The sequence below is a fragment of the Pseudomonadota bacterium genome, from assembly GCA_039193195.1.
GTDB lineage: Bacteria > Pseudomonadota > Gammaproteobacteria > Steroidobacterales > JBCBZW01 > JBCBZW01.
Genome location: JBCCWS010000019.1, coordinates 16,507 through 42,003, shown reverse-complemented (window position 1 = coordinate 42,003; position 25,497 = coordinate 16,507). Strand labels below are relative to the sequence as shown.

Genomic DNA, 25,497 nt, shown 5'->3' with positions numbered 1-25,497 from the left:
CCATCGCGGAAACGCCCGGCTGGGCAATATCAATAGCAGATGCGAGCGCACCCTATGCTTTCTAATCAGCCTCTCAGTATCGGCGGCATCCTAGACGGCGGTTTCACGCTGTTTCGACAGGGATTTGCCAAGATTTTGCCAGCTGCGGCGATCGCCGCCCTGCCCTATTCGTTGACGATGTCCTTCCTCAACGCGCGGACAGCCGGACTGGAGACCGAAACGGACCCGGCGATCATCGAGCAAACGCTTTTGGAGTTTGCAGTGCTGTTTCCGCTGATGTTCCTGTCCCTCGTGCTCATGGTGGGCATCATCCTTCACCGTCAGGTGGCGGTGGCTCGCGCAGAGCCGATCTCGCTCCTCAAGGATGTGCTCGTTGCCCTGAAGCGCGCGGTGCCGATGATCGTCCTAATGCTCCTTTACATGGTGTTGGTGATGCTTGGCTCAGTGGCGCTGCTGATTCCGGGCATCATCCTCACGGTCAGTATGTCGTTGTTTTTCTACGTCCCCTACTTCGAGGAGCGGGGAAGCTGGGGCGCCCTCTGGCGCAGCCACGCCCTGGTCTGGGGCGGCAACTGGTGGCGTACGGCGTCCGTCCTGACGCTGGTCAGCGTGATCCTCTTCGCGGTGTCCTTCGTCTTCTACATAGGCATCGGTATCGTGGCTGCAATCAGCGTGGCATCGGGCTCGAGCGCCTTGACCACCACCGCAGACTTCATCCTCAACTGGGTTGTGTTGGTGCTGGTGATGCCCATGTACTCGTGGATGGCCCTTGTGCTGTACAACGATCTCGTGTTGCGCAAGGAAGGCGCTGATCTCGACGAGCAACTCGCCGAGCTGCAACCTGGCATCAGCAGCGCGGGGTGAGCACCTCCGTCGTCGATCCGCCACAGGCACGGCGCTACTGTGCTGCGGAGGGCTCATGCCGCGGGCAGTGTTGATCCTTGGCTGACGAGGTAAGCCCCGGCCCGTCGCGCCTAGATGCGGAAACGCTCGACCCGATCATCGCGGAGTTGGATCTTTCCGAGGCGGCTGCGCTCGATAGCCTGATGGCCTGGTATCGGGACGTCGCGCGCAAGGCATGGCGTTGGCTGCAGGAGGTGACCGGAGGCGAGGATGGGTGGCTGGTCGGGGCTATCGAGCGCCTCGACAACTGGCTAACAGGGCTGGGTGCTCCGCCGATCGATGGCGAAGCGATCATCAACGTCATCGGTTTTGCGATATTGGCCGGGGCAGCTGCGCTCGTCGCTATTGCACTTTGGCGCACCTGGCGCCACTACTTTCCGCCGGTGGCACGCCCACCGGCCCTCGACCTTACGGGCCTGGAGCGAGGCGACTTCGCCCGCCCCCTCACGGAACTTCCACGCGAACATTGGGCACCGGCCTTGTTCATCCATACCTGTATGGCGCTCGCACAAGCCCGCCTGCTCGAGGTGGGGCCGTTTCAAACTAACCGAACGCTGGCAGACGCGGCGACGTTGCCTGCCCCCTTACGCCAGCATCTGTCGGCACTCGCGGATGCCGCTGACCGCAATCTGTTTGCGGGTTGGCAGCCCGACGATGCGGAGCTGGCCGCGTTACAGGCACGCCAGGCAGCGGTGTTGGCCCACCTATCGGCGGACGACTGATGGACCGCCTACGCACATTGCTCTGGGTCGGCGCAGTCCTCATGCTCGTCGCGCTACTCGTCATCCCGGGCTTCAACGAGAATGCTGAGCCCGAGCGGCCGACCACCGACAATACGAGCGAGCTCGGCCTGGCCGCATTGCATCGTTGGCTCGGTACCGCGCGGATCTCAACTCACTCCCAGCGTGTGCGGTTCACCTCGAGCAGTCTTGCGGAACTCTCCACGCCAACGGGAAATCTCGCGATCGTCCACGTGCCGGCCGTGCTGCTCTTCGAGGCGGATGAGATCGCTCACCTTATGAACTGGATACGTGAGGGAAATACCCTACTGGTGGCGAGCGGACACCTGGAGTCGGCGCCATGGATTTACGATGGATTCGACCTCACTCGGTCACTCTGGCGCCTAACCGGCCTGCCTCTGCGGCCCTTCATCACATGGAACGGTGACGAGGAGATCTCGCCAGCCCTCAACGGGGAAGCATCAGATGGCGATAACACCTCGGCGACAGCCGGCGAGACGATGGGCGAGATACGCGACTCGCTCGAGGATGCCCTGAACGTCCCGGGGTGGCTCCTAGTGCATGGTTCTGCAGAGGCAGTGGATCTTGCCAGCTCACCTGGTCAACCGTTTGCCGCCGGATTGGATGGCTTGCGCGTGCCCTGGGACGGCGACCAGTGGATACCAGCCTTCCCCAATACCTCAACCAAGGCAGGACAAGGTGGCGCGCAGGAAGAAGAAGCCACTCCTGACGCCAACCCCCTTCGCCTCATCGATGATGATGATGCTAGCGCCGGTATCGAGGCCGACCTCGCCGCGTGCGGCGGCTCCCTCTACGAGCTGCCGACCACCGGTCTCGTGACGCGGGAACTACGCGGTCGCAACGGCTGTCGCGAAATCCTCACCCCAGGGGCGGACACGTGGCAGCGCTTACTGGCTCACGCAGACTCGGAACAACCCGTCATGATGCAGGCTCCCCTAGGTCAGGGCGATGTGCTCGTGCTCCTGCATCCTTCCCTGCTGGCGAACGATGTGCTCCACCGCTTCGGCAATCGGCGCTTCGCTATGCGCCTGATCGATACCTGGCTCGGTGACGGCGGTACGGTGATCTTCGACGATGCGCACCAGGGCCTAAACGACATCCTGGAATCGTCGGATCTCGTTTCCGACTGGCGGCTGTACGCGAGCATAGGCTTCGTGCTGTTGTTCTGGATAGGATACCTGTTGGCGAACAATGGCGATTGGGCGCGAGCGCTCTACCGCCAAGCGCCCGCTGGCATGGGCCAGCTCGAACTGGTACGCGCGAGTGCCGGCTTTCTCGATCTGCGCCTACGCCGCGACGCCGTTTACGAAGCCATTCTCGAGCCCCTTAGCGCGCAGCTGGCGCGCAAGTGGCGCCTCCCTATCCAAAGCGCCCTCAAGGACGGCTTAGTCAAAGAGCGCGATAGGCACCCAGATCTGGTCGCGACGATCGTCGATCGCCTCTCCGCGATGGCGGCGGGACGTCGGGTCTCCTACGCCGCCCTTCAACATGACATCAAAGCACTCAGCGAAGCGATTCGCTGACCTCCACTTGGAAAGTCGAACTACACATCCTATGAACCCCACACAACACTACCTGCAACAGATCCAGAGCAAGCTTGGCGAACGGGTCTTCGGCCTGGGGCAAGCGGCACGGCTTTTGGGCATGACCCGAATCGCCGGCGGCCACGCACTGCTCGAAGGTCCGCCGGGGATAGGCAAGACGTTGCTGGCGCGCTCCTTCGCCCAGGCGCTCGGGGGGCAGTTTCGACGGGTGCAGGGGACGCCTGACCTACTGCCGGCCGACATCACGGGCGTCACGGTCTTTCGCCCCGACGGCACCGAGTTCAAATTTCGACCAGGCCCCCTCTTCGCCGATGTGGTGCTAGTCGATGAGATAAACCGCGCCGGGCCGAAAACCCAGGCAGCGCTGCTGGAGGCGATGGAGGAGAAGCGCACCACTATCGACGGGGACACCCGTGAGCTGCCTGCAGACTTTGTGGTCATCGCCACTCAAAACCCGATCGATTTCGAGGGCACCTATCCCCTGCCTGAATCACAGGTGGATCGCTTCCTCATCCGCCTCGACCTCACCTACGCGCCACGGGCTGAAGAAGTGCAGGTGCTGCAACGTTACGCATCGCCCGAGGGAAGTGCGCACCAGGATGCTCTCGCCGCTATCGAGGATGAGCGCAGCCTGCTCCGTGCCGCGCGTGACGAGGTAGCCGCCACGCGCATCGAACAGGCGTTGGTGGAGTACGTCGTGAACATCTGCGAGGCCACGCGACAAGCGCAGAGCATCGCCCTCGGCTTATCCACGCGCGCTGCGCGGGCCATGCTGCTGATGGCCCGCGTACTCGCCGCCGGCTCGGGCTTTGACTTCGTGCGCCCGGACGACGTGCAGGGCGTCGTCGACGCCGTCGGCGCTCACCGTATTGTGCTAACGCCGGAAGCGCGCATCGCCGGCCTCACGGCGCAAGAGACTCTGAGCCGACTGGTGGAAGGTATCGCCGTGCCACGTGTGCAGGGCGCAGTACCCTCACCTACCGGCGAGTCACAGGAGTAGGGCACTCCCGTGACCTTGCGCTGGCCTGCCATCGTCTGGATCGCCGCCATCGCCACCATTGGCATCGCCGGCCTGTGGATGGGAGCACCTCTGGCTGGCCTATGGCGCTGGCTCACGGTGGCCCTGATGCTGGCGCTGCTCATCGAGCGGCTGCTGAGCACCACCCCTCCCCTGCTCGCTACATTGGAGCAGCCACCGTCCGTGCACCTGGGAGAGCCCACCGACTGGGTATTGCACGTGACCAACATCGGGCGCTCGGCGCTTCGCTGCGCGTACGCACCCCGTCCGCCCGTGTGGTTCGCCGGAGACTTGCAAGATGCGCAGGTGCGTCTGCGACCGGACGAGCACCGCACACTACCGTTCAGCCAGGTGCCGCAGCGCCTGGGAGAGCACCCATGGCCTCGCCAACCCGTGATGGTCCGCGGGCTCTTCGGTCTGGCCGAATGGATTCGCTCGGTCCCCCTGCATGAGCGCCCGGACACGGAAGACAACGCACACAACAGTCCACCGAGCGATACGGCGGACCAGGCACCGGCCGTCACTCACGTGTCACCGGCCATGCTGGCGGGCGCCGGGCGACGCAGCGCCCTCGACCGGCTGGGCAGCACCCGACAGGCCATCCGCTCCTACGGCGGCAGCGAGTTCCGCAGCCTGCGCGGCTACAGCGTCGGCGATCCGCCGTCGGTGATCGACTGGAAAGCCACGGCGCGTAGCGGCTCCCTCGTCGTGCGAGAGACCGAAGAGGAGCAGCAGCTACTCATCCTCTTCGCCCTTGACTGCGGGCGCAGTAGTCGCCTGCGGGTGGGGCAACTCGATGCGTTGGGTCACGCCGTCAACATCAGCGCGCGCCTAGCCGAGCTCGCCGATCACGCGGGCGATCGCTGCGGCCTGCTGACCTACGCCGACGCACCCATCGCAAGCGTCCCGCCAGGGCACGGCCCGGCCCACCTGCGACGCTTGCGCGATTGCCTGGCCAGCTGCCGCACGCAGGCGAACGAGAGCAACCCGCTCAGTGCCGTGATTCAGCTCGCTCGCGCCCTGCCGCAGCGAGCTCTGGTGCTGAATTTCACCCAGCTCGACGACGCCACCGCCAGCGGCCAGCTCGCTGAGGCCACGCTGCTGCTGCGCCCGAAGCACCTGCCGATGGTGGTCGCCGTGCAGGACGAATCCCTGGAGCAGATGATGCAAGCAGGCAGCACCGACCGCGAAGCCATCTTTACGGCCATTGCCGCTCGCGAGTACCGGCGCACCGCGGCGCGAACCCGCGCCTCGCTCGAGCGCATGGGCGCCGTGGTGGTGGAGGCGACCCCAGATCGAATAGAGCGCGAAGTGTTCGAGTGCTACAGGCGCTTGCGATCGGACAAGCGCATCTGAGCCAGCCACCCCCAAAGGCGCCCGTCGAGAACGAGCAGAAACACCACCGTCCACGCCAAGCCCACGGCCACGCGCGTGGCCAGGTTAAAGTACTCATTCGGTGAGATATAGCCCTCGATCAGCCCGCAGCCAATGAGAAACGGAACGCTGGCAGCCAAGAGTGCACCCGCATCGCCAGCGGCGGCCTGCAGGGAGGCGATTCTGCCGTGAGCGCCAGGTCTGGCCAGCGCGCGACCGATCGCCAGACCAGCCGCGCTGGCCACGCAGATCACCGATAGCTCTACGATGCCGTGGGCAATCACGAAGCGAAACAGCGGCAGGGCGGTACCGTAGGCGGCCGTGTAGGCGAAGATAGAGCCCAGCATCAGCCCGTTCAGGGACAAAATGTACAGCGTGCCGATACCGTAAAGCATGCCGAGAACGAAGGCCGTGAACGACACGGTGATGTTATTCATGGTGATGTCCGCGGCGAGCACGGAGGACGGCATGATGTTCAGGAGATCATCGGTCCACAGGCCCCCGTTCTGCACCTTGCGGATCATCGGCCCCGAGAGGAACCACCCCGCGGTCTCCGTTGCCACGCTCACCATTGCGAAGCCGACGAGGGTGGCGGCGATAAACAGAGCGAAGGAGACCGTGAGTTCTCCCCGCAGCGTGCGGACCGCCGCCGGCAAGCGCTGGGTATAGAGCTGCCACAGGTCATTGAGTGGCGCGGTCGGCTTGCTGTTGATGGCGCGGTGCAGCTGCGAGTACAGCGCCTCGGCGGTGCGGTGAAGTCGGCTGCCTGGCACTTCACGCCGCGCGAGGGACACATCCCGGGCCAAGCCCTGATAGCCGTCCAACACCTCACGCGCCTGCTCAAGTCCGAGGTCGCGGCGCTTACTGGCGATATGACCGGCGAGCGACTTCCAGCCCGCATGGCGCCCGCCGAGCCAGTCGGCGTAAGGCGCTTGCTTCTCTCCTGACGGCTCGGTGCTCATTGCCCGAGCAGCGCCTTGAGCTGACGACGCCGTTGACCATCCTTGGCGGCCGGCGTGATCCCCTGACGCAGAAGGACACTCTCGGTGAGCTCCTGTCGGCGATCGCGGCGTAAGGTGCTCCACCGCGCCAGGATCTTGGTGACCAGATCCAACTCATCCGCCGACAGATTCGACTTGTCGAGAGCGCCGAGGTCCTTCACCAAGCCGCGCGCGCTCTTGGGGGCTTGCACCACTCGCGTGCCGGCCACGAGATCACCAAGGCGCTGATGTTGGCGGGTGATCATCACGGCGACCAGTCCCACGGTGTACACCATCGGGAGGCTGTCGATAACACGAAGAACGTTGCGCAGTAGAATGGCGCCAGCGCCCGGTGGCTGCCCTTCGCTATCGACGCAGTGAATCCCCGCGATGCGCTTGCCCGGCGAATCGCCACGCATGGCCAGCTCCACCACCGGGTGGTAGAGCAGGAATAGCAAGCTCGGCACGCCAAAGAAGCCGAGCAGGAAACCCGGATCAGTCGGCGTGTTCTCGTCAAAGCCCGACGCCACGTCCAGCTGCACCACGCCAAGTCCCGCTAACACGCTGAGCACGATCCAGTAGAGCACCGGGAGCACGAGGCGAATGTGGAAGTCGATGATGTACGCGTAGCCGCGACTCCCCGCGCCGGCGAGGGGGAGGTCGATCGATACGCCGGTGGCGGCGCCCAGTTCGAGGGATGGTGCGGTGGCGGAAGCTTCCTGCATCGGCCTATTGAACCCGATCGACCTGTATTCGGCCACCGCGAATTGAGGGCATGGGTTGCGAGTCCATTGCATCGGCCGCCGAGCAGTGCGCGTACCTTGTCGGATCGGTGCCAGCCAGGGGGTAGCCTGCCGTTGACGCGGCGCGCGAGGTGCCGAGGATTTCCATTAGCGAGACAGATTCAAGCTGGTGGCGATCAATTTTGCACGCGCCCAAAGTGCAGTCGTCCTAGCGCCGCGACAGCCCACGCTGGCCTGACACCGGCTGGCGTCGAGCTACCCCTACCAGAGCACGCTATCCACGGCGATCGCCTCGCGGATTTCCGGGCAGTTAGGGTTCTTCAGTTAACCATATACCCCCCAAAGGGTGCGGCGGTGAGCACCCGCAGCCAACTTCTTTTCTGAATAGATTCAACGACCTCAGATTCCCATCAGCTAGGCATTCGAGAACCAAATGGGTGGCATCAGGACGGGAGAGGCGCGGTGCCGAGAGGGTCTCGGCAGCGGCGTCAGCCGCGTTGAACTCACCTCCCACAAAGAGCAACAAGGAAGCACGATGAAAGCCACCATCAACCAGCTCACGCCCCTTCGACTGACCGTCGGTCTTGCCGCACTGGCTGCCGCTGCATCCACCGCCCATGGTGAAGATCGCGAGTACGTAGAGACCTTGAAGCCCTCTACGGGCTTTAACTCCGACTGCAATCAACCGATCTTCGCCCTACCGGCCCCGCTGCCACCGGACATCCACTTCGATTTCATCGGACTGCACAACCCCGCCACCGCGCCTGGCGATGCTGGCAACGATGCGTCACCGCTCACGCAAGACAGCTGTGTGAAGGCGCTCGATCAGGCCGTCGCCACGACCACCAACCCGGACTTCCGCGCCGCGAACGGCTTTCCGGATGTGGATGAACGCCTGAAGAACCGGCGCAGCAACGAGGTGCCCATGCCGACGCTCCTAGACGGAGCCCGTATCGCGGCCCCGCCTGAGGGTGCTCTGGGGGCTCCGTTCCCGACCACGCACAGCATCCCCGCCGACGCGATGACCCTCGGCGAGTTCCGCGACGTGCGCGGCTTCATGCGCGTGACCTGCCGTGACGATGGCACCGGCGCGGTGGAGATTCGCGTGTTCGGCTATAGACCGAATGCGCTGGTTACCGTCTGGGCCATCTGGTACGCCACGCCGCCGGGCGCCCCGGGCGCGTCCATCGTGCCGCTGCCCTTCGGCGGCGTCCCGAACATGCTCGCCATCAACAACCGTGGCAACGGTGTTTTTTCGCGCGAGCTTGGCTACTGCCCGATGGACGTCACGGAGAACGGCGACCAGCTGCTACTGGTCGACCTCGCTGAACACTGGGACGGTTCCACCTACGGCGCGCTGCCGGACCAGCCACTGACCGAGTACGACTTCCTGCTCGATCCCACCGATCCTGAGTCGGCTTTCCGCAGCTACATCGGCGGCACGGTGACGATGAACCGTGGCGTGTTCCGCATGACCGCCGAGTAGCCGCTCAGGTGAACGGCTGCGTCACCCTCGGCGGTGGCGCAGCCTGCAAGGCGAGCGCTCAGCTAACGTGGTGGCGGGCCCTTCGTACGCGCCGATGTCAGCGGGCGCTGCCGTCCCCGCCCCCGTCCTGTGGTCTCAGTCCGGCACTTCAACGCCTAGGGCTTCCAGGCGCTTCACACGCGCCATCCCAACGATACTGGTCGCCGCAAAGGATCGGGTAAATCCGGCTTGCGCCAGGGTATCCTGCGCCGCGGCGGCGCCATCACGCGCTGCCGCAAGGCGGGCTCTGGCAAGCGTGATCCTGGGATGCCTCGATCCGCCGGGGCGCAGTTCGTCCATGCGCTTGGCGAGCTGATCGAGTTCCCGCTCTGCCTCGGGCAGCTCGCCCGCCTCGGCGAGCGCTTCGACGAGCGACGTCGTGCCACCAACATCCACGGGGAAATACTCAAGTTCCATGGCCCTCGGCCTCCGGTACAAGCGCTGGGTCTCCTCGAGCTCCCCTTGAAAGAGGGCCGATTCGCCGCGCAGGTAGATCAGCTCGGCGATGGCACCGGTCTCGCCGGCCACCTCAGCGTCGGCCAGTGCTTGCTCAATATGTCGCACGGCGGCGTCATAGTCGCTGGTGTAATAGATCTCATAGCTGGCCAGCATGCTGCGTGTGTTCACCCGGCCGTGCAGTTCCAGCAGGGGATGACGCTCGAACACAGCAACCGCGCGGCGCGCCGCCTCGTAGGCCACGGCGAAGTTCCCCAGGCGCTTCTCGAAGGCATCGATATAGGCCCAACAGAACATCTCGGTGTGGGCATCGTCCGTTTGCGCGACCGCGTCCTTCAGCACGCTCAGCGCCGAAGACCACGCCTCCCGCGTGGAGAGCAGCTCAGCGCGTTGCACGATGGCCACGAGGTGGTCCACGGAGCCCTGATCCGGCGTAGCCATGAAGGCCTGATCCACCTCGTTGAACAGAGCTAGCGCCTCCTCATGGCGCTCGGTGTAGCGGTAAGCCAGCGCCTGGTTGAGGCGCCCCTGGCGCAAGAGGTGAGGATGGCCGTAACCCTGGGTAAGCCACGGTTCGAGCACCTCCAGGCCCGCGGCGTAATCGTTGCGATCGACGAAGTGGCGACCCACTGCGTAGGCGATCTGCGCCGCACGCGCGGGATCGGCCTTGTACTGCGCGAGGGCCTGGTGCGCATGGTCGATGAGAATGCGGCGCATGCGAGGCTCGTCCGCCTCGTCACCGAACATCCGCTGCAGAGCGTCGGAATAGGCGGACTGGGTGGCCGCCGTCAGTTCTGCGCGCTCAAGGTAAAAGCGCGCCTCCGCCAGGGCGTCTCGGGCCCGCGCGGCCTCGGTGGCGGCGCGGTCGGCGAGAACCATGCTCACCGCGGCCCCGACCACCAGCGCCAGCGAGGCGGTCGCGGCGAGGGCGCTCGCCACAGGGTATCGGCGCAGGGTGCTCCGCAGTCGATAAAGGAGATCTCGGCGCAGCGGACTGACCGGTCTATGCTCGAGAAGCGCTAGGAAGTCCTCGGACAATGCATCTGCTGATGCGTAGCGATCCTCCGGCACCAGGCGGGTCGCTCGCTCGAGCACGCTCACCACTTCACGAGCCCGGAGCGTAGACGGGTCGAGGACCACGCCGCGATCCGCGGATCGCGCAGGCAGCCTACCGGCGAGGAGCTGATGAGCGAGCAGGCCGATGGCGAATACATCCGTTTGCGAGGACACCCCCTCGCCGGCAAGTTGCTCCGGAGCGGCGGTGGCCACGGTGAGCGGCCCGCCCGCCTCAGCGCTGCGCTCCTCGTTGGTCAGCGCCGAAATACCGAAATCGATTAACCTAACGTCGCCGTTGCTATCGACGAGCACGTTCGAGGCTTTGATGTCTCGGTGCAGCACCAGGCGGGCGTGAGCGTGGGCGACGGCGGCGCACAGCTGGACGAGCATGCGCAGGCGCGTACGCGCGTCGACGTCGTTGTCACGGCACCACTTGTCGATGGCCTTGCCATCCACGTACTCCATCACCATGAAGGGACGGCCGTCGAGCGTCTCTCCCCCATCGATGATGCGACTGATACCGGGGTGACTGAGGCGAGCGAGGCGCTCGCGTTCACTCCGAAAGGCGTCAGCAGCAGGGGCGCTTAAGCGACGCGTAGGGTCTTGAGAGCCACCTATTGCTGGTAGCGGCCGTCTGCGCGGCTCGCCACGTAGACCTCCCCCATCCCGCCCGCGCCCAAGGGGGCTTCGATCTGCCACGCGCCCACGCGTTCGCCGGGCGGCAGGCTCGCGGCCGTTTGCCCGCCAGGCGACACTGCCAGCACGTCGCCGACGCGCTCGGCGAAAGCCCCCAGCCAGGCGTCGGCGCTGTCCGCGACGGCGAGCAGCGAGGTGACTTCCGCCAGCAGCGCCTCGTCAGCGCCGCACTCGCGCTGGACAAAGCCGGCACGCGCGTTCGGGGGTAGCGCCAGCGCGGCATCCAATAGCTGTGCCGCGCGGCCGAGCATATCGCTCATGGTGTGGCAGCTCCCTCCCGTGTGGTCGTGCACACACCCCCCTAGTCAGCAAGACGCGATCGGTCGGCAAAACGGCTCATGGAAGGATCCCGCTCGCCCGGACCGGTTGCGCCTCACGGGGGGCCAGCGGGGCTCGAGGTGGCACGCAGCTCTCGGAACAACCACGCCGACGCGAAGGTCCAGTCACGCTTGACGGTGGCCGGCGAGACGCCAAGCGCATCGGCCGCTCGTTGATGCTCATGCCCGCGAAGACGCGGCACTCCACCACGCGGGCCCAGCGAGATTCCAAGGCCTCAAGGCGTTCGAGCGCGTCGTGCAGGGCGAGCACGTCGCTCATGATCACAGGATCGGCCACCAGTTCGAGGTCCATCTCCACTGCAGGCATGCCACCGCCGCGCTTGTCCGCCTGCGCCGCGCGGGCGTAGCTCACCAGTACGTGGCGCATGGCCATCGACGCGGTGCCGAAGAAGTGTCGACGCCCTTCCCAGTCCTGACCCTTGCCGTCGCCAAGCTTGAGGTAGGCCTCGTGCACCAGCGCCGTGGTGCCGATCGTGTGGTTGCCGCCCCAACGCCGCCGCTGGGCGGCCGCCAGCTTGTGCAGCTCGTCGTAGACCAACCGATAAAGCGCGTCTACCGCCGCGTTGTCGCCCGACTTGACGGCTTTCAGCAGGGCGTCGATGTCGGAAGTATCTGCCACTCAGGGCCGGCTCCGAAGTCTAGGGTGCTTCGTGGTGCGTCGATGACCCACACGGGTCCGGGCCTAGGCACTTCCCCTTTCTTACTCGAGTCTACACGATCGCAGCGTTCATTCAGGGCGAAAGCGTGCCGAGCCCAGCGGGCAACACGCCGACTTGAACGGGATATGCCTGGCTCCGCGGTGCTCACCCTCAGCGCCTCCATCAGCGTGGGACGCTAGGGGGTCCGGACCTCTCTTCATCGTCCGTGAGCCATTTCGCGAACGGGTGGCGTTGGAGGGGATGCAACTCGCTCACAAGAGCGATCCAGCACAACGCAAGGAGAAAAACATGCACTGCCGTTTCGTTCCTCGGACCCTTAACACACTCCTAGTGGGCCGCTTGGTATCGCCGTGCTCATGAGCGGTGGCGACCTGTTCGCCAACGACTGGGCCAACGCCGACCCCTCGGAGCTTGCCGCCACTCGGGTGATCCGCGACATCGAATACACGCTGACCACGGTGGGCCATTGCACCTATCGCTACGCAGGCCGACGTGTCCTCGTCGAGGCGCAGGTCAACGGTACCGATATGCCCAACAGCGGCATTCACCAGGGCAACAACGTCATCACCGCCTGGCTGTTGATGCCGAACGAGGACCCGATCCAATTCGACTACACGCTGAGCTCAGCCGGGGAGGACGGAACCTTCCGTGGCACGGTGATCCTGCCTGCCCGGTCGCATCAGTACATCGGTGAGGAGCAACGTACTCAGGGGCGAAAAGTACCCGCGTATTTTTCAACGAACTTCTCGGACAGCACACTAGCTCGAAGGCCTAGCCCATCGGCAGTCGGAGGACCACCACTTCGCAGGCAAGCACATGCGTCAGCCCGCGGCACACCGCTTTCGCCTACGGTGGAAGGCCTAGGCGAAGTGCCGCGCGATCGATCCGCGCGCCAACGACTGGGGTCACGCGGAAAACCGAGGCTACCGCTCGGGCGGTTTCAATCGCCCGAAGCGCAGATACAACCGATCCAACAACCACAGCTGCGCCCGCCCAGTGATCGGCCCGGTCACCACCGCCCACAAGCCATACACCAAGCGCCCCACCATCACCGGCAGATCCGTGGATGCCGACAGGCGCCGGCCTACCCAAATCGCCACCACCGTGGCCAACAGCAGCAGCACCGCACCGGCACCGTTCAACAGTACGGCGCTGGCGCTGAACGCGCCCACGATCGCCGCGAGCGCTGCGGCGCCGATGCCTGCGATCCAGCTCGCCTGACGAAGTCGCTCGCTAGCCAACCAGGGCTTGAAGCGCCGTCGCGCCGACACCGCTAGTACCTCGCGCAAGTGCTCGCGCGCGGCGTAGTCGCGCAACGCGTCCTGTACGGCGAGGAAGTCCCAATCGTTCGATGGTGCCTCACCGTCGGTGAGCGCCGTGAGAGACGAGTCCTCACGGAAGGCGTGCTCTGCCATACGATAGCCACTCAACATTAACGTGAGTGACTCCGACTCATGGAAGGCATCGTAGTCCGTACGTACAGCGGCCAGGGCGCGCTGGATAGCGATGGGAATCTCGTACTCGGTCTCCTGGTGCTCGGTTAGCTCTTCGACGCGTTCCTGAGCGCGATCCTCCACCAGGGACAGGGGATCATCACACCCCACCCAATCGATCGGCGTCACCGGAAGGTCCTTGCGCAGGTGCACGAACATCAAACCCCGCAACAGACCGGAACGGCGGCGTCCCTCCAGATGCTCCGTCGACAGCTGCAGGGCGCGAGCGCGCAGGATGATGTTGGCTCGCCGACGCGCCGCGAGGCGCCCGATGCTGGGCGCATCGACGCTGTCGATGGGGCCCGTTCCATCGCTGACCAGCATCACCTGGCAGTCGCGCTCCAGGAGCGCCGAGATGCCTTGCGTATCCTGCACGCCGCCGTCTACGAGGCGAACATCAACGCCAGGGTAAAGCCCCTTCAAGGAGAGCGGTTCCGTACGTCCTGGCACGGCCGCCGATGCGGCGACCGCATACCCCAAACGCACACTTCGCACGCCCTCCGGTGCCTCGGCGTAACTGACTCGACGCAGTTGATAGCTGGAGTCGACGTGCGTATTGATACTGCCGGGGGGTTCGCCCATGGAGTCTGCGGTGAACTGCCAGTTGTGCCCCGTGTTGAGGGTGGTGGCGTTGATCACCAGCTCCGGCACCTTGGCGGCGCGGCGCCAGTTATCGTGCTTGATCTCGAAGGTGGCGCCCTGCGCCGTGCCGTAGGGGCGCACGGCCAGATCGGGCATGTACAGGGGATCACGCTTGCCGCGGCGGCGTTGCGGTTGCCCCGCCTCCTCCGCGACGCGGGAGAAGAGCATCTCTTCGAGCAGCTCGCCCGTTCGCATGGTGCGGTTGTAGGTCGGGCCGAGGAGCTTGGCGTTGGTCACGGGGTCGATGTTGAGACGACCGCGCAGATTGCGCCGCACGCCGTCCTGAAAGTGCCGCTCCAGGCGGCGCACCAGGGCGATGTAGTCCTCGCGCGCGATCTCCGCGTCCGCCTTGGACTCGAGCAACTCTTTCAATAGTAGGTAGTAGTGCGTGCCTACGATGGCGCCGCCCGCCACACAGGACAGCACTTCCACGTGGCGAAGCACGTCGAGCTCGGCGAGGCGCGCCAACACACCGATGTGGTAAAGGGCAGCTCGGAAGCCGCCGCCCGACAGGGCGAGACCGACCCGGCCCGCGTAGGCGCCGCGCACAGCCTGCGAATGCTCCCTCAGAAATTCCCTTAGGACTTTGCCCGCCTGCGAGCGCGAGAAGCCTGGGACGCTGCCCATATCCCCGCTCTGCATCCGAGCCACTGATGCCAATTGCCGCACCGTCGCCTGGTACTGCCAGGCGGAGACGCCGAGTTCGCGCAGCTTCTCCAACCACGGGCCGGCCTGCTCGAACTGGCCAAGACCGAACAAGGCCTCGGCGATCGTCGTGTAGAGGCGCCAGCGATCAGCGACAGACTCGGTCGCTTCAATAAGCGGCGATAGCGTCTCGACAAGCTCTTCGCGAATCGCCTGCGTCTCCTCGGCGCGCGCGGCAGCCATGTCCGAACTGCCGCCAGCGGAAGCGGCTTCGCGACGTTCGACATCGCCGAGTTGATCGAGCACAAAGGCTGCGTTAATGCCGGACTGGCCCAGATCGTGCTCGGGCCCCTCCTCGTAGGCGCGAAGGTAGTAGGTTAACGCACGCTCTAGGTTTTCCTTGTGGCCGTCGAGACGCCAGCGACGCTTGAACACGGCACCGGCTAGGGAGAGTGTCCGTTGGTTGCGCGTATTCTTCAGGCCACAGCGCTCTTCGAGGATCGCGAGGGCGCCCTCCAGGCGCGCATCCACCGGGAGCTCCGTGTCGTTGTAGGTGGCGAGGGCTTGGCGCTGCGCGAGTTCGAGGCGCGCCTTCGGGTCCTCTACCACCCGACCGCGAGCTCGCGCCAGCAAACGGCGCGCATAGCTCCACTCACGCAGGTCCAGGAGCACCTTGCTTAGGGAGTCGATCTCCTCGCGACTGACCTTCGATGCGTGAAGCAACGATTTCGCTCGACGGCGATACTCAGGAGCCTGCGCACGCAGCTGTACGTCCTCAAAGAGCATGGCGGGATCAGTCGCGGCCCGCTCGGCCGCCGGCACCGAACCCACGCGGCGCCCACAGGATCATGCAGCTATGGATGGCGATGTCCGCCGACTTCGGTCGAATCGGCAGTTCCTCGACCTCGACGATCGCTTCGTCCGCCTGGTCTTCGAGGTCAGCCAGCGCGGCCTTAGCCTCCTTCTCTAGGTCGCGCATTTCGGTCTTGATAGCCTTAACGTTCTCTTTGGCGCGCTTAACGTCACCGCGCTGCTTGGCAGCGTTGCTCATCTCACGGGAGACCGTCGATAGCTTGCGTCTGCGTTTGCGGCCGACGAGCATGGAGAGCACTGTGCCACCCATCGTGGCCAGAGCCCCCATGGAGCTGCCGCTCGCCTGCTGAGCCTCACGCTCCACGGCCTGCTTGGCTTTACGGACCTTCTCCTCGAGTCGCTCTAGCTTGGTGGCGAATTTCTCGCGGCTCTTGGCGATGGCGAGATCGCGCTCCTCGCGTTTTACCTGCACTAGGCGGGAGACGAAGCGTGCCTCGGTCTCCTCGAGCTCGGAGATCGCCTTGGGGTCAGCGCAGCGGTAGAGGGTCAGGGGCTGCTGCGTGCGCAGCCAGAACTTGAAGGCGCGCTGGTGCTTGGCAAGGACCCTCGCGTCGCCGCCGTCGACATCGGCAAAGCTCACTTGCTCGGGGGCGTCGTGAGCGAGGAGCGAGGCGTCGCCGCCGAAGGGCACAGCGTCTTCCCAGGAGAGGCCGCCGGGCACATCCGGGTCGATACGCGCAAGCCACGCGTGATCTACGATCGTGTCGATTTTGTAGCGCACGCTGTGATAGCTCACCTCGGCGATACCGAGGACGTAAGGCACGTACTCCACCGTTGCCTCGCTGGCACCGCGGGGCGCGAAGCGCATCTCCACGCCTTTGGGGGCGACGGGTGCGGAGACGGCATTCGCCCCCGGCGCTGCGACCGTGGTCGGCGAGGCTGTAGCCGGTGCCGCCGCTAACCTCGGCGTTGATGCCCCTGCGCTCCGTTCGGCCTTGATCGGCGCCATCACCCGCTCTATCTGGTCTCGCGTCAACGGTCCCGGCAGGTAGCTCATCACCCAGCGTGTCTCGAAGATCACCGGCGCGTCCTCGTGCACGTTGTGCAGAAGGAAGCGGCGCTTGCCCAGACTGGACAGGGTCTGCATCAGCTCGTTCGTGTCGAGATGATCCGAGCCGTCCGCGCTCTCCAGGCCGTCGCGCACGCGCATCTTATCGCGTTCGGTCTGCAGGCGGCCGATCATCCAGGTGCCCATATTGGATAGGGCGCGGTAGTCAAGGTCGATGGGATTCTGCGTCGCCAGCACCAAACCTACGCCATAGGCACGTGCCTGCTTGAGCAACGTTAGGAACAGGGTCTTTGCCGGCGGATTGGCCACGGGCGGCAGGTAACCGAACACCTCGTCCATGTACAGCACAGCGCGCAGGCTGGTGGTACCAGGCTGGGCGCGCATCCAGGCGATCAGCTGCGTGAGCAGGCGACACACCACGAACATGCGCTCCTCATCGCCCAGGTGCGCGATGTACACCACGGACACCTTGGGCTTACCGTGCTCCGTGTACAGGAGGTTCTCCGCCTGCAGGGGCTCCCCCTGCATCCACGCGGAGAAACCCGGTGAGGCAAGGAGTGAGTTCATGCGCATCGCCAGCTCGAAGCGGTCCTTCTCCGGGTAGAAGGCGTCCAGCGACATGACGCCCAAAATCTCGAAGGGAGGACGCTGCACCTGATGGATTAGATCGGCGAGCGTGGGGGACTTACCCTCGGCCCAAGCTGTCTGCAGGATTTGGCTAAGCAGCAGGTGTTCGCGGCTGGTGAGCGGGTCGACGTCTAGCCCCAGGAGCATCAACAACGCGGATACGGTGCTCGTGAGCCGTTCGCGACCGGTTTCATCGTCCGTCCCCGCAGGCGGCGGCGCGAAGTCACCCAACACATCTAATGAGATGCCCGCGGTGCTGCCCGGCGTGTAGACGGCGAAGTCAGCGGCTTCGCGCAAGCGCGTGATGCGATCGGGCTCTTGGCCCCAGCTCTTCAGGCCACGTCGCCACAGATCTGCCTGCTGGGTGGCGAACTCCTCCGACGTCAGCCCCCTGTCTGCCGCTGCGCGCGGATTGATCCATGGTGCGAAGCTGTCGCCGTCGAGATCGGGGAAGGTGAGCATCAAGTTACCGAGATCGCCCTTCGGGTCGATCGCAATGACCGGAATGCCATCGATCGCGGCCTCTTCGATGAGGCCAACGCCAAGACCGGTCTTACCACTGCCCGTCATGCCGATGATGGCCGCGTGAGTGGTTAGATCGCGTGACTCGTACAGGAGCGGCGCGGCAGCGGCGCCTTCCTCGTCACCCAGCTCCTGGCGGCCGAGATAAAACAGCCCCAGCTTCTCGTAGACTTGCGGATCCACGGATTCCCCTCATGCCACCGTGTCCCCCGCGGGGCGCCTCTTGGGCGCCTCGCCACGGTAGCTTCTCGCGCGGAGTCTGCCCCAACCGAGGCCGGTGCTCAATCCGGCCGAGGGCCTTGGGTTAGCTGCGCACCTGCGACAGGCGTAGCAGGGTGAATGTCAAGGCCGCCATCACCAGAAGCCCAGGCACTGACCCCAGCGCGCCTGGCAGGGAGAAGGGAAGCGCGATCACGTTGGGGTTCGAGGTCAATACGATCGGTATGGCCATGAATATGCCCACCAGCGCCTCACCGGTGATCAAGCCCGCGGCGAACAGCATGCCAAAGCGTTGGCGTCGCTCCGCCTCCGCAGGGTCGGCCGAGACGCGTTCGTTATAACGTTTCGCTAACTCGGCGACGATGCCGCCGATAAAGATAGGCACGGACAGCTCGAGGGGCAGGTAGATCCCCACTGCCACCGCCAACACGGGCGCTCGCCATGCCGAGCCGCGCGCCTGAAGCTGCAGATCCAGGGCGATGATCGCGGCACCGATGGCCGCTCCAATCGCCACCATACCCCACGGCAGGCCGCCCCCAAACACGCCCTGCGCCACCGATGCCATCAACGTGGCCTGAGGAGCGAGCAAAGCGTCGGGCTGGTCCGGCGTCGGCTCGCCAATGCCGTAGGCCTTGAGCAGCAGGTTCAGTATGGGTGCCATCACCAGCACGGCAGAGACCACGCCCACGCCCTGCATCAGCTGCTGACGCCAAGGCGTCGCGCCCACGATGTACCCGGCTTTCAGATCCTGCAGGTTATCGCCAGCGATAGCTGCCGCGGAGCAGACCACTGCACCCACCATGATCGCAGCCGCCGGTCCAACGGCGCCGTTGGCGCCCATCATCGCGGCCAAAAGCAGCGAGGAAAACAGGATCGTGGCAATCGTAATCCCGGAGATCGGATTGTTCGACGAACCCACCAGCCCCGCCATGTAAGCGGCCACAGAAGAGAACAGGAAACCCGCAACGATCATGATCACAGTCATCGCGCCACTGATCACCACGTCGCCGGTGATGAAGAAGTAGAGAATGGCGATGGGTACGATGAAGGCTGCGATCAACACCAGCACCACCTGCATCGGAGTATCGCGCTGCGTATGGTCCACGGCAGCGCCGCCTGCACCGCCCTTCGAGGCGGACAGGCCGCTACGCACGCCCGAGAGCAAGGAGCCGCGCATGGAGATCAGGGCCCAGATACCGCCGATCAGCATGGCACCCACGCCCAGGTAGCGAATCTTGCTGGTCCAGATGCGGAAGGCCACGTCCACGGCCGGCGCGCCGTCCGCCACCATGGCCGCGATTGCAGGATCTCCGTCCAGGAAGAAGGTGCTGTAGATCGGGATCGCCAGGTACCAGGATATCGCGCCACCCGCGAACACGAGCACCGCGATATTCAGTCCCACGATGTAGCCCACGCTCAGGAGCGCCGGCGAGAGGTTGGTACCGATGTAGGCGATCGTGCTCTTGCCCGCGTAGCCCGCCATCGCCGCCGAACCCGACCACAGGCGCAGACCCGTTTCCGCCAGCTTGGTGAGACCGCCGGCTAGCGCCGCGAAGACCAGGTAGCGCATGCCGGCCGCCGGGTCGTCGCCCACCCGCAGCACTTCCGCGGTCGCCTTGCCCTCGGGGTAGGCGAGGTTCTCCTCTACGATTAGCGCTCGGCGCAGGGGCACCGTGAAGAGCACGCCCAACAACCCACCTAGGCCTGCGATGACCGTCACCCACCAGTACTGAAACACCTGCCAGTAGTCGAGGATGATTAGAGCTGGGATCGTAAAGATGACGCCCGCTGCCACCGACTCCCCCGCCGAGGCGGAGGTCTGGACGATGTTGTTCTCGAGGATGTTCGAGTTCTTGAACATCCTCAGGAGCGCCATGGAGATCACCGCCGCGGGGATCGAGGCCGACACGGTCAGGCCCGCGAAGAGCCCCAGGTAAGCATTAGCGCCGGCCAGCACCATCGAGAGCAGCACACCCAGCACGATGGCCTTGAGCGTGAGCTGCGGCGGAATCCCCTGTGACGACATGCAGTCTTCCTTGTGTTGTTGTCGTTCTCTAACGCGCCTAGTGGATGCCGTGCATGCCCTTACGCAGGAGCGGCGAGATGATCAGCATGCCCACGCCCACCACGATGCCGCTCCACATGAGGTACTCGAAGAGCCCCGTGTAGGTCGCCACCGTTTCGGCCGCCGTGAGCACCGCGTCGGGATCTCCCGTGTCGATCGCAGCCAGCTTGCCCAGGCGTGTGGCCACGGTCTCCGCCAGGGCCGTGGCCAGGAACCAGGTGCCCATGCTCACGCCCACCACGCGTCCGATGGACAGCTTGGTCACGGCGGACAGGCCCACCGGCGAGAGGGAAAGCTCACCGGTGGTGTGCAGCAGATAGGCCAAGATCAGCCAGATGGCCGCCACTTGCCCCTGCGAGTCCGGGAACTGCGCACCCAGCACCAGGGCACCGAAGCCAAGGCCCGCCTGGATGATACCGAGGCCGAACTTCACCGGCGTGCTCGGCTCGAAACCGGCGCGACCGAGGGTGCTCCACAGCCAAGCGAAGGGAATCGCTAGGAGCATGATGAACATCGCGTTCAGGGAACCGAACTGGCTCGCCTTCCACTCGATGCCAAGGAAGTTGCGATCCAAGGCGCGGTCAGCGAAGAGGGTCATCGAGCCCGCCGACTGCTCGAACAGGGCCCAGAACACGACGGTGGAGAGGATCAGCACCATCAGCACTACCGTGCGCGAGAACTCCGGCGAGTTGAAACGCAGGAAGCCGAACACCACGAAGCCAACCAGCACCGCGATGGCGGCGTAGACCATGTACTCCGCCACGCCCGCCGAGAGCGGCAGGAAGTGGGTTTCGACCAGGGCCGCGAGGATGCCGAGCACGATGGAGATGCCTGCCAGGCCGTAGGCGATCTGGCGCCCCTCGGTCTGCTTGTTCTCGTGCAGCATGGAGAACAGGATGATGCCGGTGATAGAGATGATCAGCATCACGTTCTGCGTGAGGTGTACGACGGGCTCCTTCTGCACCAGCAGCCAGATCACACCTAGGGACAGGGCCGTCGCCAGGTAGATCACCCACTCGCGGCTCAAGGGCCCGAAGATCTTCTCGCGCAGGGCCTGCTCATCGCTCGGGTCCGCGTGGCCATGGAGGTACTTCTGGCCCCAGAGGAAGGTGAAGAGGCCGAGCACCATGCCGATGCCCGCGGCACCGAAGCCGTACTTCCAGCCGAAGGCCTCACCGAGCCAGCCGCAGAGCAGCGTGGCGGTGAAGGAGCCGATGTTGATGCCCATGTAGAAGATGGTGAAGCCCGCATCGCGGCGCGAGTCGCCCTGCTCATAGAGCTTGCCGACGATGGTAGAGATGTTGGGTTTTAGGAACCCAACGCCCGCCACGATCAGGGCCAGGGCCATGTAGAAGACCTTCAGAGCACCCGTGTCCCGTATGGTGATGTCTTCGGCGATCGTGGTGCCCGCAGCGAGGACCGTGCCATCCGCCAGGGTCAGCGCATCGTTGAGCACGGTGCCGGCCGCGTAGAACACCGCCTGGTGTCCCTCTACCGCCATCAGTAGGTGTCCCAGCGATAAAAGGATGCCACCGAAGACCACGGCCTTGCGCATGCCGAGGTAGCGGTCGGCCAGGAGGCCGCCGATCACGGGCAGGGCGTAGACCAGGCCCGCGTAGGCGCCGAGCACATCGAGGCCCGCGCCGTCGCTGAACAGGTGGTACTTGGTGAGGTACAGGAGCAGCAGATACTTCATCCCGTAGAAGGAAAAGCGTTCCCAGAGCTCGGTGGCGAAGCACACGTAGAGGCCCTTGGGATGGCCGAACAGGGTGTCGCTCTCGTCGTAGGCGGCGACGCCCGGGACGTCGGTGGTGGTGGCGCTCACGTGCCCTCCTTGAGATGTGCTTTTTATGTCGTGCCGTGCGGGGCTTCGCGCTGGGTGGAAGCCCCGAAGGCTCCACCCGCTTCGCTCGCAATCCCCCACGCGCAGCGCGCCAAGAATCGCCGTTGGTACCCGACCCGGCCAGTCCAGTCAAATTGCGGCAGCGCGCAAAACAGCGACCGTAAGCGCTCGTAGAACATCACAAGCTCCCGATTTGTCTACAATCGCGCCGCGACAATCGCACTCGAGAGACCGCACCGGCGCCGCCTAGGGGGCGCTCGCTATCGATTCCGTAGAACGCCTGGCCCCCAAAACACCAGCAGGAGCGCGCCCTTTGAATACGGCGAAGACTCGCCGCAAGCGCCGGGCCCAAATCACAAACCTGATGCCGGCATTGAAGGAGTCCGTCATGCGCCCGACCCCGCACTCGAGGCTGAGCTACGCGCGCTCTCTCGCGCGGCTACTGACGACCACCCTGGCGGTGTTGCTCACCACCCCGTGGCTGAGCGTGCAGGCTGCGGCCGATGCAGATCGGGTATTCGATCTGACGTACACCATGCGCGATCTGCCGAACGGTCTGCGCATCATCGTGGTACCGACAGACTTCCCCGACATCGTCTCCCTGCAGATTCCCGTGCAGACCGGTTCGCGCAACGAGGTGGAGGACGGCAGGTCAGGCTTCGCCCACTTCTTCGAGCATATGATGTTCCGCGGCACGGAGAAGTTCAGCGCCGAGGCCTACGGCACCATCCTCAAGAACGCTGGCGCCGACCAAAACGCCTACACCACCGACGACTACACGAACTACCACATCACCTTCACCAAGGCGGATCTGGAGAAGGTGCTGGAGATCGAAGCAGACCGCTTCGCTAATCTACGCTACACAGAAGAGCAGTTCCGCACGGAAGCCCTCGCCGTGAAGGGCGAGTACCTCAAGAACTACTCCAACCCCGTGCAGGGCCTCTACGCGCGCATCCGCGACCTCGCCTTTGACGTGCACACCTACAAGCACACGACAATGGGCTTCCTACGCGACATCGAGGCGATGCCCGACCAGCTGGAGTACTCGCGGGTGTTCTTCGATCGTTGGTACCGCCCCGAGAAGACGACGATCATCCTCGTCGGTGACCTGGAGGTGGAGCCGACCTTCGCCCTGGTCGAGAAGTACTGGGGCACCTGGGAGCGCGGCGACTACGACGTGCCCGTGCCCGCCGAGCCCGCGCCGTCGGGCACCCGCGTGGGGCACGTGCAGTGGCAGGCTCCCACTCAGCCGTGGCTAGCGATCGGCTTTCGCAGCCCCGCTTTCGATGCGGACGCACCCGCCATGCCGGCGCTGGACGTGATCCGGCAGGTCTACCTCAGCGACTCCTCGCAGGTGTATCAAGAACTCGTGCTCGAGAAGCAGCTGGTGGATCATCTGTTCGGCTACTTCCCCGATCGCAAGGACCCCAATTTGCTCCTCATCGGCGCGCGCCTGGCCAAGCCCGAGGCAGCCGAAGAAGTTCGTAAGGTCCTCTTCGACACGCTGGTGCGCGCTCGCACGGAGCTGATTCCTGCCGAGAAGCTTGACGCCACCAAGTCGCGCTTGAAGTACGCCTTCGTCGCGCGGATGGACAACTCCAACGCCATTGCCAAGATCCTCGCTAACTACGTGCACTTCGAGCGTACGCCGGAGACCATCAACCGCCTCTACCGCAGCTACGACGCCCTTACGCCCGACGTGCTGCGCGCCCAGGCCAACACCTACTTCAACGACGCCGCCATGGTGCAGGTGACCCTCTCCAACGATGCGGTAATGGCCCACCTCGACCCGATCCCCTCCCTCGACGCAGCCACGGCCGCCGCGAGCGCGGACATCAACCTCGTGCGGCTGCCTGCCACCGCCTCACCGCTAGTGCACGTATCCCTCGTGTTCAGCACCGGCGCTGCCAGCGATCCGAAAGGCCACAAGGGCATCGCCAACCTCACGGCCCAGATGCTCACGGATGCTGGCTCAGCCTCGCGCACCATCACCGAGATCAACGATGCCCTATTCCCCATGGCTGCCAGCTTCACCGCCCAGGTGGACAAGGAGATGGTGCGCCTCTCCGGCAGCGTGCATCGGGACAACCTGCACGCGTGGCTCGACATCGTCATGGACCAGGTGACCAACCCTGGCTGGCGCGAGAGCGACTTCGAGCGCATCCGCACGCAAACTGTGAATGCGCTGAAGACCGACCTCATCGGCAACAACGACGAGGAACTCGGCAAGGAGATGCTCTACCGCTACGTCTACGGCGACGCCCACCCTTACGGCGCGCCTACCCTGGGCCTCGTGGCCGACCTCAAAGCCATGACCCTAGGAGACGTAAGGGCCTTCTACGCGCAGCACTTCACGCTGCAGAACCTGACGCTGGGCCTGGCAGGCGGCTACGACCAGGAGCTAGTCAACACCATCAGTAAGACCCTCACTGACGGCCTTCCTAGCGCCGCCCTCGCCCCCCTTGCAGCCTTGCCCGCGACGCCGACCATCGATGGTCATCAGGCCGTGATCATCGAGAAGGAGACGCCCGCGGTTGCCGTGTCCTTCGGCGCCCCCATAGATCTCGTGCGCGGCGACGAAGACTGGGTCGCCCTATGGCTCGTGCGCTCCTGGCTCGGCGAGCACCGCAGCTCGAACAGCCACCTTTACAACCGCATCCGCGAGGCCCGCGGGATGAACTACGGGGACTACGCCTACATCGAGTACTTCCCCCGCGGCATGGACCAGTTCCACCCCGACGCCAACCTGAGCCGCCGCTCGCAGCTGTTCCAAGTGTGGCTGCGCCCCCTGCGCAACAACAACGACGCGCACTTTGCCACCCGCGTGGCGATGCACGAGCTGTCGCGGCTGCTGGAGCAGGGCATGGATGAGGCCGCGTTCGAGGCCACGCGCAACTACCTACAGAAGTTTGTGAGCTTGCTCGTGACCACGCAGTCGCGGCAGCTCGGGTATGCGATCGACAGCCAGTACTACGAAACCACCGACTTCGTCACCTACGTACGTGAGGGCCTCGCCAAGCTAACGCTCGCCGATGTAAACCGTGTGATCGACGAGCACCTGCAGATCGACAACCTCAAGTACGTGTTCATTACCAAGGACGCGGCGGATCTGAAGGCGCGCCTAGCCGGCGATCTGCCCTCGCCGATCGAGTACAACTCGCCGAAACCTGAGCTGACGGCGCAGGATGGGCTCATCTCGGTGATGCCCCTCGGGTTCGAAGAGGTGGATCTGACGGTAGTGCCCGTGGATGAAGTTTTCGCTGGTGGCGATACACGCCGCTAGGCGCGGGCGCGAGGCAGCCCATTCGTTCCAGGTCCGGGACAGCTGCTGCAGGGACGAGTGCTGGTCGCTATCGTGGTCGAGACATCGCCGTCCTTACTCACGGGGGTGTCGTCGACCCGAGGGAGGCTCTGGGCTGGGAGACGAGGGATCCACGGCCAAGGAAGACCAGCAGCTCCAGGCGGGCCCAGCGGTATTCGGGGCGCCCAGTATGGGAGGCATGCGC

The 25,497-nt window shown here is 64.8% G+C and carries 16 protein-coding genes; 7 read left to right on the top strand and 9 right to left on the bottom strand.

The window, feature by feature from the left end; translation table 11 throughout:
- The first annotated feature begins 54 nt into the window (after positions 1-54).
- The 5 genes from AAGA68_15475 to AAGA68_15455 all read left to right on the top strand — a co-directional run bounded on the left by AAGA68_15475 (position 55) and on the right by AAGA68_15455 (position 5,582).
- A complete protein-coding gene (locus tag AAGA68_15475; GenBank protein MEM9386456.1) occupies positions 55-864 on the top strand; it encodes a hypothetical protein in 810 nt (269 codons plus the stop codon).
- A gap of 77 nt (positions 865-941) precedes the next feature.
- Positions 942-1,625, top strand: a complete 684-nt coding sequence (locus AAGA68_15470) for a hypothetical protein (protein ID MEM9386455.1) — start codon at positions 942-944, stop codon at positions 1,623-1,625.
- Positions 1,625-3,187, top strand: coding sequence for a DUF4350 domain-containing protein (locus tag AAGA68_15465; GenBank protein ID MEM9386454.1), 1,563 nt, complete (start codon positions 1,625-1,627; stop codon positions 3,185-3,187). The genes AAGA68_15470 and AAGA68_15465 overlap by 1 nt, the downstream gene beginning before the upstream one ends.
- Before the next feature lie 31 nt (positions 3,188-3,218).
- Positions 3,219-4,208: a MoxR family ATPase gene (locus AAGA68_15460; GenBank protein MEM9386453.1), complete on the top strand. Its 990-nt coding sequence runs from the start codon at positions 3,219-3,221 to the stop codon at positions 4,206-4,208.
- A 9-nt stretch (positions 4,209-4,217) separates the two neighbouring features.
- On the top strand, positions 4,218-5,582 hold the full coding sequence (locus AAGA68_15455) for a DUF58 domain-containing protein (GenBank protein MEM9386452.1): 1,365 nt from the start codon (positions 4,218-4,220) through the stop codon (positions 5,580-5,582).
- Here AAGA68_15455 and AAGA68_15450 read toward each other — a convergent pair.
- Together AAGA68_15450 and AAGA68_15445 are read right to left on the bottom strand one after the other, a co-directional pair.
- Complete coding sequence (locus tag AAGA68_15450) at positions 5,549-6,562, bottom strand: stage II sporulation protein M (GenBank protein MEM9386451.1); 1,014 nt, start codon at positions 6,560-6,562, stop codon at positions 5,549-5,551. The genes AAGA68_15455 and AAGA68_15450 overlap by 34 nt on opposite strands.
- Positions 6,559-7,305: an RDD family protein gene (locus tag AAGA68_15445; protein MEM9386450.1), complete on the bottom strand. Its 747-nt coding sequence runs from the start codon at positions 7,303-7,305 to the stop codon at positions 6,559-6,561. The genes AAGA68_15450 and AAGA68_15445 overlap by 4 nt, the downstream gene beginning before the upstream one ends.
- Positions 7,306-7,858: 553 nt before the next feature.
- Between AAGA68_15445 and AAGA68_15440 the strand changes: the two genes are divergently transcribed.
- The gene (locus tag AAGA68_15440) at positions 7,859-8,809 is read left to right on the top strand and encodes a hypothetical protein (protein ID MEM9386449.1); all 951 of its coding nucleotides are present in this window, start codon (positions 7,859-7,861) and stop codon (positions 8,807-8,809) included.
- A gap of 135 nt (positions 8,810-8,944) precedes the next feature.
- Here AAGA68_15440 and AAGA68_15435 read toward each other — a convergent pair whose 3' ends face one another.
- The 7 genes from AAGA68_15435 to AAGA68_15405 form a co-directional block, all read right to left on the bottom strand.
- Positions 8,945-11,059, bottom strand: a complete 2,115-nt coding sequence (locus AAGA68_15435; GenBank protein ID MEM9386448.1) for a serine/threonine-protein kinase — start codon at positions 11,057-11,059, stop codon at positions 8,945-8,947.
- On the bottom strand, positions 10,975-11,316 hold the full coding sequence (locus AAGA68_15430) for a hypothetical protein (GenBank protein ID MEM9386447.1): 342 nt from the start codon (positions 11,314-11,316) through the stop codon (positions 10,975-10,977). The genes AAGA68_15435 and AAGA68_15430 overlap by 85 nt, the downstream gene beginning before the upstream one ends.
- Before the next feature lie 76 nt (positions 11,317-11,392).
- Positions 11,393-12,013: an ECF-type sigma factor gene (locus tag AAGA68_15425; GenBank protein MEM9386446.1), complete on the bottom strand. Its 621-nt coding sequence runs from the start codon at positions 12,011-12,013 to the stop codon at positions 11,393-11,395.
- Positions 12,014-12,976: 963 nt separating this feature from the next.
- Positions 12,977-15,619, bottom strand: a complete 2,643-nt coding sequence (locus AAGA68_15420) for a patatin-like phospholipase family protein (protein ID MEM9386445.1) — start codon at positions 15,617-15,619, stop codon at positions 12,977-12,979.
- A 7-nt stretch (positions 15,620-15,626) separates the two neighbouring features.
- Entirely contained in the window at positions 15,627-18,047 is a 2,421-nt protein-coding gene (locus AAGA68_15415; protein ID MEM9386444.1) for a DUF87 domain-containing protein, read from the bottom strand.
- 121 nt (positions 18,048-18,168) lie between these two features.
- A complete protein-coding gene (locus AAGA68_15410; protein MEM9386443.1) occupies positions 18,169-20,109 on the bottom strand; it encodes an oligopeptide transporter, OPT family in 1,941 nt (646 codons plus the stop codon).
- Positions 20,110-20,146: 37 nt separating this feature from the next.
- Positions 20,147-21,973, bottom strand: coding sequence for a peptide MFS transporter (locus tag AAGA68_15405; GenBank protein ID MEM9386442.1), 1,827 nt, complete (start codon positions 21,971-21,973; stop codon positions 20,147-20,149).
- A gap of 406 nt (positions 21,974-22,379) precedes the next feature.
- On the opposite strand from AAGA68_15405, the gene AAGA68_15400 reads away from it, so the two are divergent.
- Entirely contained in the window at positions 22,380-25,274 is a 2,895-nt protein-coding gene (locus AAGA68_15400) for a pitrilysin family protein (GenBank protein MEM9386441.1), read from the top strand.
- Positions 25,275-25,497: the final 223 nt, after the last annotated feature.